16 protein-coding genes are annotated in these 14,690 nt (G+C 66.3%); 8 read left to right on the top strand and 8 right to left on the bottom strand.

Going from position 1 to position 14,690, the window contains the following annotated elements; translation table 11 throughout:
- Window positions 1–151: 151 nt before the first annotated feature.
- Window positions 152–832, bottom strand: coding sequence for an outer membrane protein (locus tag ACZL02_RS03645; protein WP_472938815.1), 681 nt, complete (start codon window positions 830–832; stop codon window positions 152–154).
- A gap of 354 nt (window positions 833–1,186) precedes the next feature.
- On the opposite strand from ACZL02_RS03645, the gene uvrC reads away from it, so the two are divergent.
- From uvrC to ACZL02_RS03625, 4 genes are all read left to right on the top strand, one after another.
- Window positions 1,187–3,247, top strand: coding sequence for an excinuclease ABC subunit UvrC (gene uvrC / locus ACZL02_RS03640; RefSeq protein ID WP_472938814.1), 2,061 nt, complete (start codon window positions 1,187–1,189; stop codon window positions 3,245–3,247).
- A 99-nt stretch (window positions 3,248–3,346) separates the two neighbouring features.
- Window positions 3,347–3,928 (top strand): CDP-diacylglycerol--glycerol-3-phosphate 3-phosphatidyltransferase, encoded by a 582-nt coding sequence (gene pgsA / locus ACZL02_RS03635; protein ID WP_472938813.1) that lies wholly within the window; start codon window positions 3,347–3,349, stop codon window positions 3,926–3,928.
- Window positions 3,929–3,976: 48 nt separating this feature from the next.
- Window positions 3,977–4,228: a molybdopterin converting factor subunit 1 gene (moaD, locus tag ACZL02_RS03630; RefSeq protein ID WP_472938812.1), complete on the top strand. Its 252-nt coding sequence runs from the start codon at window positions 3,977–3,979 to the stop codon at window positions 4,226–4,228.
- 3 nt (window positions 4,229–4,231) lie between these two features.
- The gene (locus ACZL02_RS03625; RefSeq protein ID WP_472938811.1) at window positions 4,232–4,699 is read left to right on the top strand and encodes a molybdenum cofactor biosynthesis protein MoaE; all 468 of its coding nucleotides are present in this window, start codon (window positions 4,232–4,234) and stop codon (window positions 4,697–4,699) included.
- A gap of 382 nt (window positions 4,700–5,081) precedes the next feature.
- Here ACZL02_RS03625 and ndk read toward each other — a convergent pair whose 3' ends face one another.
- The 3 genes from ndk to ACZL02_RS03610 all read right to left on the bottom strand — a co-directional run bounded on the left by ndk (window position 5,082) and on the right by ACZL02_RS03610 (window position 7,295).
- A complete protein-coding gene (gene ndk, locus ACZL02_RS03620; protein ID WP_472938810.1) occupies window positions 5,082–5,504 on the bottom strand; it encodes a nucleoside-diphosphate kinase in 423 nt (140 codons plus the stop codon).
- 87 nt (window positions 5,505–5,591) lie between these two features.
- Window positions 5,592–6,287, bottom strand: coding sequence for a glutathione S-transferase family protein (locus ACZL02_RS03615; RefSeq protein ID WP_472938809.1), 696 nt, complete (start codon window positions 6,285–6,287; stop codon window positions 5,592–5,594).
- Window positions 6,288–6,395: 108 nt separating this feature from the next.
- Window positions 6,396–7,295: a bestrophin family protein gene (locus tag ACZL02_RS03610; RefSeq protein ID WP_472938808.1), complete on the bottom strand. Its 900-nt coding sequence runs from the start codon at window positions 7,293–7,295 to the stop codon at window positions 6,396–6,398.
- Window positions 7,296–7,553: 258 nt separating this feature from the next.
- Between ACZL02_RS03610 and ACZL02_RS03605 the strand changes: the two genes are divergently transcribed.
- Complete coding sequence (locus ACZL02_RS03605) at window positions 7,554–8,036, top strand: DinB family protein (RefSeq protein ID WP_472939101.1); 483 nt, start codon at window positions 7,554–7,556, stop codon at window positions 8,034–8,036.
- Window positions 8,037–8,062: 26 nt separating this feature from the next.
- On the opposite strand, the gene vapC is transcribed toward ACZL02_RS03605, so the two are convergent.
- Both vapC and ACZL02_RS03595 read right to left on the bottom strand, forming a co-directional pair.
- Complete coding sequence (gene vapC / locus ACZL02_RS03600) at window positions 8,063–8,455, bottom strand: type II toxin-antitoxin system VapC family toxin (RefSeq protein WP_472938807.1); 393 nt, start codon at window positions 8,453–8,455, stop codon at window positions 8,063–8,065.
- The gene (locus ACZL02_RS03595; protein WP_472938806.1) at window positions 8,452–8,646 is read right to left on the bottom strand and encodes a type II toxin-antitoxin system VapB family antitoxin; all 195 of its coding nucleotides are present in this window, start codon (window positions 8,644–8,646) and stop codon (window positions 8,452–8,454) included. Before ACZL02_RS03595 ends, vapC begins: the two co-directional genes overlap by 4 nt.
- A gap of 99 nt (window positions 8,647–8,745) precedes the next feature.
- Between ACZL02_RS03595 and ACZL02_RS03590 the strand changes: the two genes are divergently transcribed.
- The 3 genes from ACZL02_RS03590 to ACZL02_RS03580 all read left to right on the top strand — a co-directional run bounded on the left by ACZL02_RS03590 (window position 8,746) and on the right by ACZL02_RS03580 (window position 12,151).
- Window positions 8,746–10,629, top strand: a complete 1,884-nt coding sequence (locus tag ACZL02_RS03590) for an ABC-F family ATP-binding cassette domain-containing protein (protein WP_472938805.1) — start codon at window positions 8,746–8,748, stop codon at window positions 10,627–10,629.
- Window positions 10,630–10,858: 229 nt separating this feature from the next.
- The gene (locus ACZL02_RS03585) at window positions 10,859–11,224 is read left to right on the top strand and encodes a winged helix-turn-helix domain-containing protein (RefSeq protein WP_472938804.1); all 366 of its coding nucleotides are present in this window, start codon (window positions 10,859–10,861) and stop codon (window positions 11,222–11,224) included.
- A gap of 30 nt (window positions 11,225–11,254) precedes the next feature.
- Window positions 11,255–12,151 (top strand): alpha/beta fold hydrolase, encoded by an 897-nt coding sequence (locus tag ACZL02_RS03580; RefSeq protein WP_472938803.1) that lies wholly within the window; start codon window positions 11,255–11,257, stop codon window positions 12,149–12,151.
- Between the two features lie 14 nt (window positions 12,152–12,165).
- Here ACZL02_RS03580 and ACZL02_RS03575 read toward each other — a convergent pair whose 3' ends face one another.
- Entirely contained in the window at window positions 12,166–13,137 is a 972-nt protein-coding gene (locus ACZL02_RS03575; protein ID WP_472938802.1) for a helix-hairpin-helix domain-containing protein, read from the bottom strand.
- A 310-nt stretch (window positions 13,138–13,447) separates the two neighbouring features.
- Window positions 13,448–14,677: a porin gene (locus tag ACZL02_RS03570; protein ID WP_472938801.1), complete on the bottom strand. Its 1,230-nt coding sequence runs from the start codon at window positions 14,675–14,677 to the stop codon at window positions 13,448–13,450.
- Window positions 14,678–14,690: the final 13 nt, after the last annotated feature.

Below are 14,690 nucleotides of genomic sequence, written 5' to 3'. Positions count from 1 at the left end.
GGGGACCCATGCCGATACGCCGGGGCGCATGCTGACGATGTCATTTGTTGTGCCCGCATGCGGCATCCGCAGTGCCATGGCGTCCGTTTCTGAAATCGGGATGAGGTCCCGCCGCGGGACGTGCCCCAGCATCAGTCGCGCACGGCTACCGCTAAAACTTCAGCGCCACGCCCGCGCGGATCGAATGCTCGTCGAAGCCGGTCGAGGTCGAGACCGGGCCGAGATCATAGGTCTTGCTGCCGAAATCGGAGTAGCGGTACTCGACGCGCGAGGTAACGTTGCCGCCGACCTTCGCCTCGACGCCGGCGCCGACGGTGTAGCCGAGATGCGTGTTGCTGTCCTCGGCGCCACCGGACGAGAGCTCGGCACCCTCAACCGCGACGCCGCCGGTGGCGAAGAACAGGAACGGGTCGTAGGCGACGCCGACGCGCGCGCGCAGCGACCCGAAGGCGTTGGCATCGGCCGAGAGCGGCGCGCCGGTCACCGCATCATAGCCGCCGGCATCCAGTCCGGAGGCGCCGAGATCGGCCTCGATGCCGTAGACGAACTGGTTGGTCTGCAGATTGTAGCCGGTATAGATGCCGCCGACGAAGCCTTCGCCGTCGAAGTCGGCGCCGCCGGCATGGTCGAGATGGGCGAAGTTGTAGCCGACAAAGCCGCCGGCATAGGGCCCGGACCAGATGAAGGACGGCGCGGAGGCCGGCGGCACGGCGGGATCGGCCACAGCGAGTTCGGTCACTGCGAGATCGGCCGAAACGCCTGGCGACGGGAGAACCGGCGCCGAGATGAGCAAGAGCGCCGCCAGAGCGAGGGAGCGTCGAAACGATGGCATGATCGACACTCCTTCCTGGGTGACGTCACAAATAAAATGGCGCTGCCGACGAGATCGCGCAAGCGCCGCTTGGGAAGAAGGTTAGCCACGCGTCGCGCCGCCGGACTAGTGGCCTGCTGCCGCATATCCGCCATAATCGAACCATGGCGGCTGTGCTCCCGCCTTTCTTTCGCCACTATGGCGGAACGGCCACATCGACCTTTTGGGGACCGGCGGTTTTGACGCTGCATTCTCGCCGCAGCGTTCGCATATAAGGGGACGACGAATCCCGCAGCGGCCAGCGCCTCGAAGCGCACGGGGCGCAGGATATTCCCACCGAGTCCGGGCGCCCGCGGCGCTCCCAACGAAGCAGACATGACCGACGCCGACGCCTCCCCCCTCGACACCGATCTCGACGACGACTTCGACCTCGACAGCGAGGCTGAGGGCGACGCCGCGCCCGACTCGCTGCCCTCGCCGACGGCTGCCCTTCTCGCCGCGATCGAGTGGGACGATGCCGGCACGCCGGAGGCGCAGGGCCTCGTCGGCGCAGAGCTGATCGCGGCCTTCGTCAAGCGCCTGCCGAATGGTCCGGGCGTCTACCGCATGTTCGGCGCGAGCGAGGACGTGCTCTACGTCGGCAAGGCGAAGTCGCTGAAGAAGCGCGTGACGAGCTACACCCGCACCGGCCTCCACACCAACCGCATCGCCCGGATGATCCGCGAGACGCGGCACATGGAGTTCGTGACGACGCGCACCGAGACCGAGGCGCTGCTGCTCGAGGCCAACCTCATCAAGCGCATGCGGCCGCGCTACAACGTGCTGATGCGGGACGACAAGTCGTTCCCCTACATCGTCGTCAGCGGCGGCCACGAAGCCCCGGCGATCATGAAGCACCGCGGCGCGCGCTCGCGACAGGGCAGCTATTTCGGCCCGTTCGCCTCGGCCGGCGCGGTCGGCCGCACCATCAACTCCCTGCAGCGCGCCTTCCTGCTGCGCACCTGCACGGACTCGGTCTACGAAAGCCGCACCCGGCCGTGCCTGCTCTACCAGATCAAGCGCTGCTCCGGCCCCTGCACCGGGGAGATCGCCATCCCCGACTATGCGAACCTCGTCGAGGAGGCGAAGGCGTTTCTGTCGGGCAAGTCGACCCAGGTGAAGCAGAACATGGCCGTCGCGATGCAGGAAGCTGCCGAGGACATGGAGTTCGAGCGCGCCGCGATCTACCGCGACCGGCTGACCTCGCTCAGCCAGATCCAGGCGCACCAGGGCATCAACCCGCAGAACACCGAGGAAGCCGACGTCTTCGCCATCCACCAGGAGGGCGGGCTGACCTGCATCCAGGTATTCTTCTTCCGCACCGGGCAGAACTGGGGCAACCGCGCCTATTTCCCGAAGGCGGACTCCTCGCTCGAGCCGCAGGAAGTGCTCGGCGCCTTCCTCGCGCAGTTCTACGACGACAAACCGGCCCCGCGCATGATCCTCCTGCCGATCGAGGTCGAGGACCGCGTCCTCCTGGCCGAGGCGCTTGGGGTGCGGGCGCAGCGGCGGGTGGTGATCGGCGTGCCCGCGCGCGGCGAGAAGAAGGACCTCGTCGACCATGCCACCGCCAATGCGCGCGAGGCGCTGGGGCGTCGTTTGGCCGAGACGTCCTCGCAGGGCCGGCTGCTGAAAGGCCTTGCCGAGACTTTCGGCCTTGCGCAGGTGCCGCGGCGGATCGAGGTCTACGACAACTCGCACATCATGGGCACGGCCGCGGTCGGGGCCATGGTCGTCGCCGGGCCGCTGGGCTTTGCCAAGAGCCAGTACCGTAAGTTCAACATCAAGGGCACCGACATCACCCCGGGCGACGACTTCGGCATGATGCGCGAAGTGATGACACGGCGCTTCTCCCGCCTGAAGAAGGAGCACGCCGAAGGGCCGCAGCCTGCCGCCGCCCCGGCCGAGACGGACGAGGACGCGGAAGAGGCGGAGATGCCAGCCTGGCCGGACCTGGTGCTGATCGACGGCGGCAAGGGGCAGATCTCCGCGGTGAAGGCGATCCTCGAGGAGCTCGGCATCGCCGACAAGGTCACCACGATCGGCATCGCCAAGGGTGTCGACCGCGACGCCGGGCGCGAGCGCTTCATCACCGCGGGTCGCGAGCCGTTCTCGCTACCGCCGCGCGATCCCGTGCTCTACTTCGTCCAGCGGCTGCGCGACGAGGCGCACCGCTTCGCCATCGGCACCCACCGCGCCAAGCGCAAAAAGGAGCTGGTGAAGAACCCGCTCGACGAGATCGCCGGCATCGGACCTTCCCGGAAAAGAGCGCTGCTGCACCATTTCGGCACCGCCAAGGAAGTCGGGCGGGCGGCGCTCGGCGATCTCAGAAAGGTCGAGGGGATCTCCGAGGCGATGGCCAAGCTCGTCTACGATCATTTCCACGACAGGGGATAGAAAGCCGTCCGTGCCGGTTTCGCGTGAACTCGGCGGTTGACGCGGCTCCCCCGTCGCTGTTCAAGAGGCGCAGCCCCAAACTATCGGACCGGACTCACCATGGCATCTCGGGCGCTCAGCCTCCCCAACATGTTGACCTATGCCCGCATCGTCGCGGTGCCGCTCGTCGTCATCTGCTTCTTCTGGGGCGGCAGCTTCGTCGCCAACGACAATGCGCGCTGGTGGGCCTTCGGCATCTTCGTCGTCGCCAGCATCACCGACTTCTTCGACGGTTACCTCGCCCGCGCCTGGCAGCAGACCTCGACCATCGGCCGCATGCTGGACCCGATCGCCGACAAGCTGCTTGTCGCCGCTTGCCTGCTGTTGCTCTCGGCCGACGGCACCATCGTCGGCTGGACGCTCTGGGCGGCGATCGTCATCCTCTGCCGCGAGATCCTGGTCTCGGGTCTCCGCGAATATCTGGCGGGCCTCAAGGTCAGCGTGCCCGTCACGCAGCTCGCCAAGTGGAAGACCACGGTGCAGATGGTGGCGGTCGCCTTCCTGCTGTCGGGCCCCGCCGGCGACAAGATCATGCCCTACATCACCGAGACTGGACTGGTGCTGCTGTGGATCTCGGCGGTGTTGACGCTCTACACCGGCTACGACTATTTCCGCGCCGGCGTGCGCCATATCCCGGACTGAGGCGTTTCAGACCTGAGCGACAACGCCAACACACTGGGGAGCACGTCGATGAAACTCGTCTATTTCGCCTGGGTCCGCGAGCGGATTGGCCTCCCCGAGGAAGACGTTGTTCTGCCCGCCGGCATCGTTACCGTCGATGACCTGCTGCACTGGTTGAAGGGCCGCGGCGAGGGCTACGAGGAAGCGCTGCAGGCGCCGGAGGTGATCCGCGTGGCGATCAACCAGGAACATGTCGACCATTCCGAGCCGATCGCCGGCGCCACCGAGATCGCCTTCTTCCCGCCGATGACCGGAGGCTGAGCCTTGGGCTGCTGGCCTGTCGTCGACATAAGGTCGGGCCGCATCGACCTCGGCGCCGAAACCGCCTCGATAGAGGCCGCAGCCCTCGGGGCGATGGGCGGCCTCGTCACCTTCATCGGCTACTGCCGTGACGAAGGCGGCCGGCTCGCGAGCCTCGAACTCGAGCATTATCCCGGCATGGCGTCGCGCGAGCTGACGGCAGTCGCCGAGGAGGCCTGTCGTCGCTGGCCGCTTCTCGCCTGCCGCGCCATCCACCGCCACGGCATGGTCGCGCCCGGCGAAGAGATCGTCCTCGTCGCCTGCGCTTCGGCGCATCGCGAGGCGGCGTTCGATGCCGCAAGTTTCCTAATGGACTACCTCAAGACCCGCGCGCCGTTCTGGAAGCGCGAACATCTCGCCGACGGCAGCATCGGTGGATGGGTCGAGGCGAAGGCCAGCGACGACGCGGCCGCGGCGCGCTGGGGTCTGTAACCTTCTGGTCCCCGGCAGACTGGCGGTCTTTGGATCTTTGGATCTCGGCATATTCGGATCTTCGGATCTCGGCATCTTCGGATCTTCGGAAGGCTCGAACGCCAAAACGTTCGTCATCCTCGCGCGCAGCGCGGGGACCCATGCCTCTCCCTTGAAAATAACGTCACGGTCGATGGCTCACGCCGCTTCCCGGCCCGAAGCGGCGGCATGGGTCCCCGGCCTGCGGCCGAGGATGACGATCTCAGGGGTTGTCGCCTCCCTGACCGAGCACGTTCTTGCCGATGACCTGCTCCGCTGCAACGAACTGCGCTGCGGCTAAAAACGAAAAAAGGGCGGCCGCCGCAGCAACCGCCCTCTTCTCACATCAGCTCGACCGAAAGACTCAGCCGACGACTTCGGTCTGCGAGAACCAGTAGGCGATCTCTTCCTTGGCGGTCTCGGGGGCGTCGGAGCCGTGCACCGAGTTTTCGCCGATCGACAGGGCATGCGCCTTGCGGATCGTGCCTTCGGCGGCGTCCTTTGGGTTGGTCGCGCCCATGATCTCGCGGTTGCGGGCGATGGCGTTCTCGCCTTCCAGCACCTGGACGACCGTCGGGCCGGCGCACATGGACTCGACGAGCTCGCCGAAGAACGGACGCTCCTTGTGCACGGCGTAGAAGCCTTCGGCCTCGCGCTTGCTCATCCAGACGCGCTTCGAGGCGACGATGCGAAGACCCGACTCTTCGAAGATCTTGGTGATCGCGCCGGTCAGGTTGCGACGGGTCGCATCGGGCTTGATCATGGAGAAGGTGCGTTCGACGGCCATGGGTGGTCCTCAGATTTCCAGGGAAAGGGATGGCGCTCTATAGCCGGGCCGCCTGCAGGCGGCAAGGCGTCCGCGCTGCCTCTCGGCTCAGGCTGCGGCCGAGACCTTGCGGCCCTCGCCGCCGTGGAGGTCGAGGCAGCGCTCGAACCAGTCGGTCACCGCATCGCCCGCCGGCAACACCTGCCAGGGCGAGACGATGCGCAGCCACTGGAAGGCACCGAAGACGATGTAGTCGGCAAACAGCGGCGTCGCGCCGCCGAGGAACTTCTGCCCATCGAGAAGACCGCGCAGTGGCTTCAGCTTGTCGAGAAATCCATCCAGCCGCGCCGCGTCGCCGACGATCACCGCCTCCAGCGGTTTGCCGAAAACCTTCTCGCGACTCTGGCGGAAATAGACCTGGTCGGGCGCGGCGAGGCTGTCGTGGATGTCGAGGAGCGCCCGGCTGGTGGAGACGAAAGGGTGGATGGTCCGCTGCGTCCAGCTTTCGACGAAGCGCGACAGAACCCGACCGCCCTCGCCACCGAACAGCGTCGGCGCATCGGGATAGGCCGCGTCGAGATATTCGGCGATCTTGAAAGAGTCGGCGACGCGGTGCTCGCCGTCGCGCAGGACCGGAACGATCGTCGCGAACCCGTCCTCCACCAGCGGCACCTCGGTGAACGGAACCGGGACGGTCTCGAAGGCCAAGCCCTTGTGCGCCAGCGCCATCCGCGCCTTCCAGCAATGCGGCGAGAAAGGCCGAGCGGCATCGGCGCCGACGAGTTCGTAGAGGAGCATGCCCATGGCTTGACCTTCGCGGTTCGCGGAATAAGGAAAAGAACGGATAGGAACGGATAGGAACGGAAGTCGGTACGGAAACGCCAGCGTACTCCTAGACCCTCGGCGACGCCGCTACCACAGCACATCCGATACCGGCCGCAAGGGCTGCGGCGCCGCCCGCTCGCCCCGCAACTGCTCGAGATCGATCTGGATCGTCCGGCAGATCGACGTCAGCGGAACGTCGTGCGCGCGGTTCTCGAACGGATCCTGCAGATCGCTGCCGACGCGGTCCATCGCCAGCAGCATGAAGCCGACGATGGTCGATGCCAGCGGCGTGTAGATGGTCAGGCTGTCGACGAGGCCGATGGGCAATAGAATGCAGAAGACGTGGACGAAAAGGGTCGGGAAGTAGCCGTACTCGCGCGGCAGCGGCGTGTTCTTGATCCGCTCCATGCCGCCTTGGGCATTGCTCATGTCGACCAGCAGGCTCTCGATATGCACATGCCGGATGGGGTCGATCCAGCCCTCCCCCGCCGCACTCCTGACCAGAGCGGCGGTTTCATTGAGAATCGCGTTCGGGACATTGGCGACGCTCTCCAGCCGCTCGATCTCGTCGGCCGGCAGGAACTCGGTGATTCCCTCCAGTGCCGGTTGACGCCGGAGATGGCAGCGCAGCGCATTGACGTAGGCGATCTGCCGGAGAACGAGCGCCTGGCGCAGATCGTGGCTCTCCGGCCGGTTGTCGACGAGATGAAACGCGGCCCGTCCGAAAGAGCGGGACACGTTGACCATGGCCCCCCAGAGCGTCCGGGCCTCCCACCAGCGGTTATAGGCGTTGTTGTTGCGAAAGCCGAGGAACAGCGCCAACGCCGAGCCGAGCAGCGTCATCGGCAGCGACGGCAGTTCGATGCCGGGATGCGGCACGTAGACATAGGCCAGCGTGACGATCACATCCCACACGAACAGCAGCGCCAGCGGCCATCCGGTGTAGTGGATCATGCGGTCGAGACGCGCGGATTCGGGAAGGACCATGGGTTTTCCGGTGCTGTTGAAGCTCCAGCGAACGGCAGAACTGCGGCTTGGTTGCGGCGCAGCAAAAGCGCGGAGGAAGCCCGGCCTAGCGGAAAGGTGCGGTTCCGACCGCGCCGCCCTGTCGCCCGGGGATTTGCGCGTCGGGCACTGCGGGGAATGACTTTCGCGCGAGCGGGCGGACATGCCATGAAGGACGGCCGGTGCCTTCCGCAGCGGAAATCAGCCTTGGGGGATGGGGTGTATCACGCGCTTTGCCGGATGTTCGCCGGCTACAATGAATGGGCGAATGCCCGCCTCTACGGGGTGGTCGAAACCCTGTCGCCCGACGAGTTCACGGCTGACCGCGGCGTCTTCTTCGGCAGCCTTTCGGGCACGCTGAACCATCTCCTCGCCACCGACCGGATCTGGCTGCGCCGCTTCACCGGCGCCGGCACCGCACCGACATCGCTCGACGCCATCCTCCACGCCGATTTCGCCGCACTCCGCCAGGCCCGTGCGGCGGAAGATGCCCGGATCATCGCCTGGATCGACAGCCTCGACGAGGCCGGGCTCGCCGCAAGCTTCACCTACCGGCCGGTGACCAACCCGCGCGACATCACCCAGCCGCTCGCCCCGGCGCTGGCCCATCTCTTCAACCACCAGACCCATCATCGAGGACAAGCGCACGCGATCCTCACCGGCTTCGGCAAGGCGGTGCCGAGCTTGGACCTGATCCAGTTCCAGCGGGAGGTGGCGGGTTGACGGCGTGCGCCGCAAGAGAGAGCGAACTACTCGTAGCGCTTGAGGCCGAGTGCATCTTCCATCAGTCCGAGATCGCGATCATTGTGGATGATGCGCGCACCAACCGAGAGGCACCAAGTCGCGATGATCACGTCGATCGTGCCGCGGATGGTGATCCCCCGGCGACGCAGGAACCGGTAATTTGCAGCAGATTCCTCGGCAATCGCAGCCCCACAAAGGGTCTGCACCGGGTGGGTATAGAGCAAGGCGGCGGCAGTCCGGACGTCGCGTTCATGCCGGATGCCCTGAAGTACCTCCGCGAGAATGAGATCTCCGACGACGACATCCTCAAAGACCAGCGCCCGTTTAAGGCTGGAGGCAGCCTCGGTCCGCGGCCCATTCAGGTAGTCGATCCAAGCGCTGGTGTCGGGCAGGATCACCTGTTTCGCCGCATGGCGTCGAGGTCACCATCCCACTCAATCTTTCCCTCCAGTTCCAACAGCTTGCGCTGGACACGACGCCGGTCGGCCATCTCGCTCAGTGCCTTGTCGACAACCGCCTGACGCGTCGTCAGCCCCGTCAGTTCCATCAGTTCGCTGACCACCGCCTCGTCGATCTCGATCTTCTCCATGCTCCGTGCCCTCCAGCAAGCCTTCACCCATCATGCGCCCGCCCGCCCCCGGCAACAACGCCCTTCCCCGCCGCCCCCCGCCATGGCAGAAGCCTATCCATGCTGCAGATCACCGACCTTTCCGCGCGCGTCGCCGGACGCCTTCTCATCGACCATGCGACGCTGACGCTGCCGGCGGGGACCAAGGCCGGCCTTATCGGGCGCAACGGCGCGGGCAAGTCGACGCTGTTCCGGGTGATCACAGGCGATCTCGCCTCGGAGAGCGGCAGCGTCTCGCTGCCGCGCAACACCCGCATCGGCCAGGTGGCGCAGGAGGCGCCGGGCACCGAGGAATCGCTGATCGAGATCGTGCTGAAGGCCGACGAGGAGCGCCTCGCGCTGCTGGCCGAAGCCGAGACGGCGACCGACGCCAACCGCATCGCCGACATTCAGATCCGCCTCACCGACATCGAGGCGCATTCGGCCGAGGCGCGGGCGAGCGCCATTCTCTCCGGCCTCGGCTTCGACGCGGCGGCGCAGGCGCGGCCGGCCTCGTCCTTTTCCGGTGGCTGGCGCATGCGCGTGGCGCTCGGCGCCGTGCTGTTCTCGCGACCGGACCTCCTGCTGCTCGACGAGCCGACCAACTATCTCGACCTCGAGGGCACGCTCTGGCTCGAAAACTTCGTCGCCCGCTATCCCTACACCGTCATCATCATCAGCCATGACCGCGACGTCCTGAACAACGCCGTCAACGCCATCGTCCATCTCGACCAGCAGAAGCTCGTCTTCTACCGCGGCAGCTACGACCAGTTCGAGCGCCAGCGGGCCGAGAAGATGGAGCACCTCGTCAAGGCCAAGGTGAAGCAGGACGCCGAGCGTAAGCACATGGAGGCCTTCGTCGAGCGCTTCCGCGCCAAGGCGACCAAGGCGCGGCAAGCGCAGAGCCGGCTGAAGGCGCTGGAGAAGATGAAGCCGCTGGCCTCGGTGATCGAGGAAAACGTCGTGCCCTTCCACTTCGAGCCACCGGAGAAGCGCCCGGCTTCACCGATCATCCGGATGGAGAAGGTCGCCGTCGGCTATGGCGATGCCAAGCCGATCCTCTCCGGGCTGACGCTGCGCATCGACACCGACGACCGCATCGCGCTGCTCGGTGCCAACGGCAACGGCAAGTCGACCTTCGCCAAACTCCTGGCCGAGCGGCTGACGGCGCAGTCGGGCGAGGTGGTGCGCGCGCCGGGCCTGAAGATCGCCTTCTTCGCCCAGCACCAGATCGACGATCTCCGCCCGACCGAGAGCGCCGTGCAGCACGTCCGCCGCCTGATGCCGGAAGCACCTGAGGCAAAAGTGCGCGCCCGCGTCGCCCGCATGGGCCTTGCCACCCTGAAGATGGACACGCCCGCCGACACGCTGTCCGGTGGCGAGAAGGCGCGGCTCCTGATGGGCCTCGCCACCTTCGATTCGCCGAACCTCCTGATCCTCGACGAGCCGACCAACCATCTCGACATCGACTCGCGCGAGGCGCTGGTGCACGCGCTGAACGACTTTCCCGGCGCCGTCATCCTGATCAGCCACGACCGGCACATGGTGGAGGCGACCGTCGACCGGCTCTGGCTGGTCGGCGACGGCACGGTCACGCGCTACGAGGGCGATCTCGACGAGTACAAGCAGCTGATTCTGTCCGCCCGCCGCGGCGGCGACGCCAGGGATGCCGGCGACGAGGGCAAGACGACAAAGGTCGACCAGCGCCGCGACGCCGCGCAGAAGCGCGAGACGCTTGCTCCCTTGCGCAAGGAGATCAAGGCGATCGAGACGAAGATGGCCAAGCTGCAGACGAGCGTCGCGGACCTCGACCTGAAGCTCGCCGATGTCGCCCTCTACACCCGCGATCCCTCGCAGGCCGCCAAGCTCGCCAAGCAGCGTTCGGACGCCGTCAAATCGATCGGCGAACTGGAAGAGCAGTGGCTGGCGCGCTCAGAGGAACACGACAGCGCGATGGCCGACTGACGCTTTCTGGGTGAAACCAAACGCACGGCCTACGCTCCCGCCGATGGGGAGCATCGTCGTGCGGTGGAACGGGCACTTTCGGAGCACAAGACGCGGTCGGGCGACATCACCTGCGGCTGAGCCGCGACCGCCGCCTCGGCGGTACCAGACCAGCGTTGAGCAAAACCACATCCCCGGCCATCATGGCCAACGGCTCTCCGGCAGGGCAACACCATATGAGAGGCCTTGGATGTCCGCGCAGGTGACCCTTCGCTTCGACTTTGCTGCCGACCGTCGCCTCGGCCACGGCAAGGTATCGCTGCTCGAGGCGATCCGCCGGACCGGATCGATCGCCGCTGCCGGGCGTGATTTCGGCATGTCCTACCGCCGCGCCTGGCTGCTGGTCGACGAGATGAACCGGATGTTCCGCGAACCCGTGGTCGAGGCCCGTGGCGGCGGCCGCAATGGCGGCGGGGCGGTTCTGACGGCGCTCGGCGAGAGCGTCGTCGCTCTCTATCGGTGCGCCGAGGCGAAGATCATGGCGGGCGCGGCGGCTGAGATTTCCGCGCTGGAAGCCGTCTTGTCGTCCCCCGAGCCCCCCAGCGTGATAGGCTGACGCCGGCGGATCACGCGAAGGCGGCAGCCCATGACCGACGTCGAAACCTTCTTCTTCGAAAGCGATGACGGTCTGCGTCTGGCGGGACGGCGTCACCCCGGTGGGACACGGCCCTCCCTCCCCCTCGTCTGCTTGCCCGGCCTGACGCGCAATGCCCGAGACTTCGACGCCCTGGCCGAGGCGATCGCGCGACAGCCCGGTTCTCCGCCGCTGATCGCCTTCGACTATCGCGGCCGCGGCCGCTCGGCTTGGGCCGCAGACCCCGGATCCTACACCGTGCCGCGCGAAGCCGCAGACGTGCTGACGGGCCTTGCGCATCTCGGCATCGATCGCGCGGTGTTCGTCGGCACGTCACGCGGCGCGCTGATCATCCAGGTGCTGGCCTTGCTCCAGCCGAGCCTGATCGCCGGCGCCGTCCTCAACGACGCCGGTCCGAGGATCGAAGCCGAAGGTCTGGCGATGATCCGGACCTATCTTGCCGGTCAGCCTCCCGCACCGGACTGGGAAACCGCGACCGCCCGCGTCCGCGCCGCGCTCGGCCCGACGTTTCCAGCGCTCACGGACGCGCATTTTGCCGGAATGGCCAAGGCCGGCCAGATCGAAACGGCGGCCGGCATCGTCGGGGATCACGATCCACGTCTGACCGAAGCCTTGGCTCTGCTGGATCTCGACCAGCCTCTGCCGGAACTCTGGCCGGCCTTTGCGGCACTGAGCACGGTGCCGCTCCTGGTTATCCGCGGCGAGCACTCCCGCCTCCTCAGCCGGGAGACGGTGAAGAGGATGGGCGAGCAGCATCCGGACCTGCGGGCGATCGAGGTCGCCGGTCAAGGCCACGCGCCGTTGCTGGAGACCGGGCAGCTGCCATTGGAAATCCTGGCGCTGGCAGCCCGGGCTGCTTCGGCCAGGGGTGCAGCCCCAACCGACTGACTGGGGGCGCGGGGTTACAGAGGAAGCGGCTGCATCAGGCGAGCGGCCTGCTCGGCCCATTTCTCCCGCGCCGCCCGGCCGCGGAAGCCGGTGAGATCATCCGCCCAGCGCTCCTGCTCGGTCGACCAGCCGGCGATCTGCTGGAAATGGAAGACGCCGTTGTCGAACAGCAATCTTTCGATCGACGGGCCAATGCCCACGATGCGCGTCAGGTCGTCGGGAACCCCATCGCGAGCCATTTCACGTCGGGCCAAGAGCCCCTGATCGGCCGACGACGAGCCCGACTGTGTTTTGGTCGTGCCATCGTCTTGCACCGCATCGTCATCGCCGCGAGAAGCGTCGGGGTCAGGCGCCCCGTGCACCGTGCCCGAGCCGCCACCGGACTTGAAGGCCGCCGGGCTCTCGTCGTAAACGGGCCGGCTCTCGCCAACCGCCTCCTCGGGGACAGTCCAGCCATCGTCGCGGGACCGCGCTTCTGCCGCCGATCGCTCTGCCGCCTTGGCATTTCCGTAGTCGACGGTCCGGAAGTCCAGCTCGTCGCTGCCGTGCCGCGATGCCAGTGGATCGTCCGGCAAACCCGAGCGCGCCTCGGCAGTGCCCGTCCTGCCGTGCGGATCGGGCGCCGCGAGGAGCTCGGGGTCGCCGTTCAGCAAGGAGGTGTCCCTGCCCGCGTCGCCATCGATAATCACGGCGGCCGAGAAGCCACTTCCGCCGTAACTCGCAAAGGTCGGCTGCGAGACGCCAGCGACCGGTTCGGGTTTCTCACCGGAAGACGTCCTCGTCTCCGTTGCCGAACCCGCCCTGCTCGCAACCCTCCGGAGGGTGTCCGTCCGATCATTGCCTTCGAGCCGAGTACCCCTCTTCGGAACAGCACTTGCGCGCTCGGTGCCGCCTCGCCGAGTCTTGCGCGTTCCGCGCCCGCCGATGAGGCCAAGACTGAAGGCCGCAGCCAGCAGCAGGAAAATTCGGGTGAGGAAGGTCAGCATCGTGGCGTCTCCGCAAGCCGGACGTCGATCCACCCAAACTAGTGCGGTGCGGGGGAAACGCTAGCGCCGGCGCTGCAGGCCGATTGCGGTCGTACGACCAGAGGACGCCATCCCGTCCGGCCGGCCGGCTTGAAAGGACAAGGAAGGTTCCTTCAACACAGGCCGGGGACGTTGATGGGCCGGGCAACAAGCGTCTCAGCCGACAGGCAGATGCGGACCGGCGTTCATCAACCGGCCAAAGCACGTGCTGAAACGCAAGAGGCCCGGCGTTGCCGCCGGGCCTCTCGTCAGATCGATCTTTTGGGATCGATTAGAAGGTGCGCTTCAGTTCCAGGAAGCCGCCGGTCTGGTCGTAGTTGTCGATGCCAGCTGGCAGGTCGACGTCGCGGTACGAGACTTCGCCGAGAACCGAAAGGTTCGTGGTGATCTGGTAGCCGAGGTTGACGGCACCGCCGTAGTAGTCAGCACCGCTCGAGTTGAAGCTGTTGATGCCAGCAACGTTGAACACGGTGGTGTTCAGGTCGAAGGTCTTGCCGTAGACGCCGGAGATGGCAGCGAAGACCTTGCCGAACTGCTGCTGGTAACCAGCACCGATCTGGTACTCGCTCGGCAGGTTCGAAGCGTAGGTGTTGACGCCGAGGCCGTAGTTGTCGCCGAAGACGTAGTCGGTGACAGCGTACTCGGTCGGGTCGGTGGCGTAGTGGCCTTCAACCTTGAACTGCGAGTCGGCGACGAAGATGTCCTTCAGGGTCACGCCGGCCTTGATAGCGAACGCGTCGCTGTCAGACTGGAAGTCACGGGTACGAAGGATGTTGATGTTGCCATCGGTGTAGTCGATTTCGTTGCTGAAATCGCCGTAGGTGTTGCCGAATTCCTGCTCGTCGTAGACGCCCGAAGCGTAGATTTCGCCCCATGCGCCTTCGTAGGCGAGCTGAGCAACAACGTCAGGAACGAAATCGCCCGTGCCGTCGTCTTCGAGCGACAGAGCGGCCGAGAAGCCGTTCGCGGTGTAGGTGTAGGAAATGCGGTTCTGCTGGTAATCACCAACCGACCAGTCGGCGTCGGTGAAGAGGCCGTCACGCTCGGCCCAGAGCGAGTCGAGGTAACCGACGGTCAGGCCGCCGAGCTGGATGTAGGCTTCGTCCATGCCGTAGCCGGCGTCGTTGGTGCCGAAGCCGTCGCCGCGGTTGGTAGCCTGAACGCGGACCTTGGCGCGCAGGGTGCCGAGCTCGGTCTCTTCGCGGGCATCGAAGTCGAGGCGGGCACGAACGCGGGTGTTGAAGCCCGAGTTGCCGCTATCGTTGTCGAGGTCCGAGATGTTGGCGTGGTCGCCAGCGTTAACGCGCATGCGGACGTAGCCGCCGATCTTCAGGCAGGTCTCGGTGCCCGGGATGTAGAAGAAGCCAGCGCCGTAAACGTCGCAAACGCGAACGTATTCAACCGGCTCCGGCTCGACCATTACGACAGCGTCCGCAGCACGGGCGCCGGAAACTGCGACGAGAGCCGCAGCGGATCCAAGCAGGATGCTCTTGATGTTCATGTCCTGACCTCCA

Source organism: Mesocryomonas fontinalis (genome assembly GCF_055730125.2).
This window is presented reverse-complemented; position numbering and strand designations above follow the sequence as displayed.

Bases quoted from the DNA above. Each gene is read 5' to 3' on its own strand.
- ACZL02_RS03645 (WP_472938815.1), bottom strand. From the start codon at position 832: ATGCCATCGTTTCGACGCTCCCTCGCTCTGGCGGCGCTCTTGCTCATC.
- uvrC (WP_472938814.1), top strand. From the start codon at position 1,187: ATGACCGACGCCGACGCCTCCCCCCTCGACACCGATCTCGACGACGAC.
- pgsA (WP_472938813.1), top strand. From the start codon at position 3,347: ATGGCATCTCGGGCGCTCAGCCTCCCCAACATGTTGACCTATGCCCGC.
- moaD (WP_472938812.1), top strand. From the start codon at position 3,977: ATGAAACTCGTCTATTTCGCCTGGGTCCGCGAGCGGATTGGCCTCCCC.
- ndk (WP_472938810.1), bottom strand. From the start codon at position 5,504: ATGGCCGTCGAACGCACCTTCTCCATGATCAAGCCCGATGCGACCCGT.
- ACZL02_RS03615 (WP_472938809.1), bottom strand. From the start codon at position 6,287: ATGGGCATGCTCCTCTACGAACTCGTCGGCGCCGATGCCGCTCGGCCT.
- ACZL02_RS03610 (WP_472938808.1), bottom strand. From the start codon at position 7,295: ATGGTCCTTCCCGAATCCGCGCGTCTCGACCGCATGATCCACTACACC.
- ACZL02_RS03605 (WP_472939101.1), top strand. From the start codon at position 7,554: ATGTTCGCCGGCTACAATGAATGGGCGAATGCCCGCCTCTACGGGGTG.
- ACZL02_RS03595 (WP_472938806.1), bottom strand. From the start codon at position 8,646: ATGGAGAAGATCGAGATCGACGAGGCGGTGGTCAGCGAACTGATGGAA.
- ACZL02_RS03590 (WP_472938805.1), top strand. From the start codon at position 8,746: ATGCTGCAGATCACCGACCTTTCCGCGCGCGTCGCCGGACGCCTTCTC.
- ACZL02_RS03585 (WP_472938804.1), top strand. From the start codon at position 10,859: ATGTCCGCGCAGGTGACCCTTCGCTTCGACTTTGCTGCCGACCGTCGC.
- ACZL02_RS03580 (WP_472938803.1), top strand. From the start codon at position 11,255: ATGACCGACGTCGAAACCTTCTTCTTCGAAAGCGATGACGGTCTGCGT.
- ACZL02_RS03575 (WP_472938802.1), bottom strand. From the start codon at position 13,137: ATGCTGACCTTCCTCACCCGAATTTTCCTGCTGCTGGCTGCGGCCTTC.
- ACZL02_RS03570 (WP_472938801.1), bottom strand. From the start codon at position 14,677: ATGAACATCAAGAGCATCCTGCTTGGATCCGCTGCGGCTCTCGTCGCA.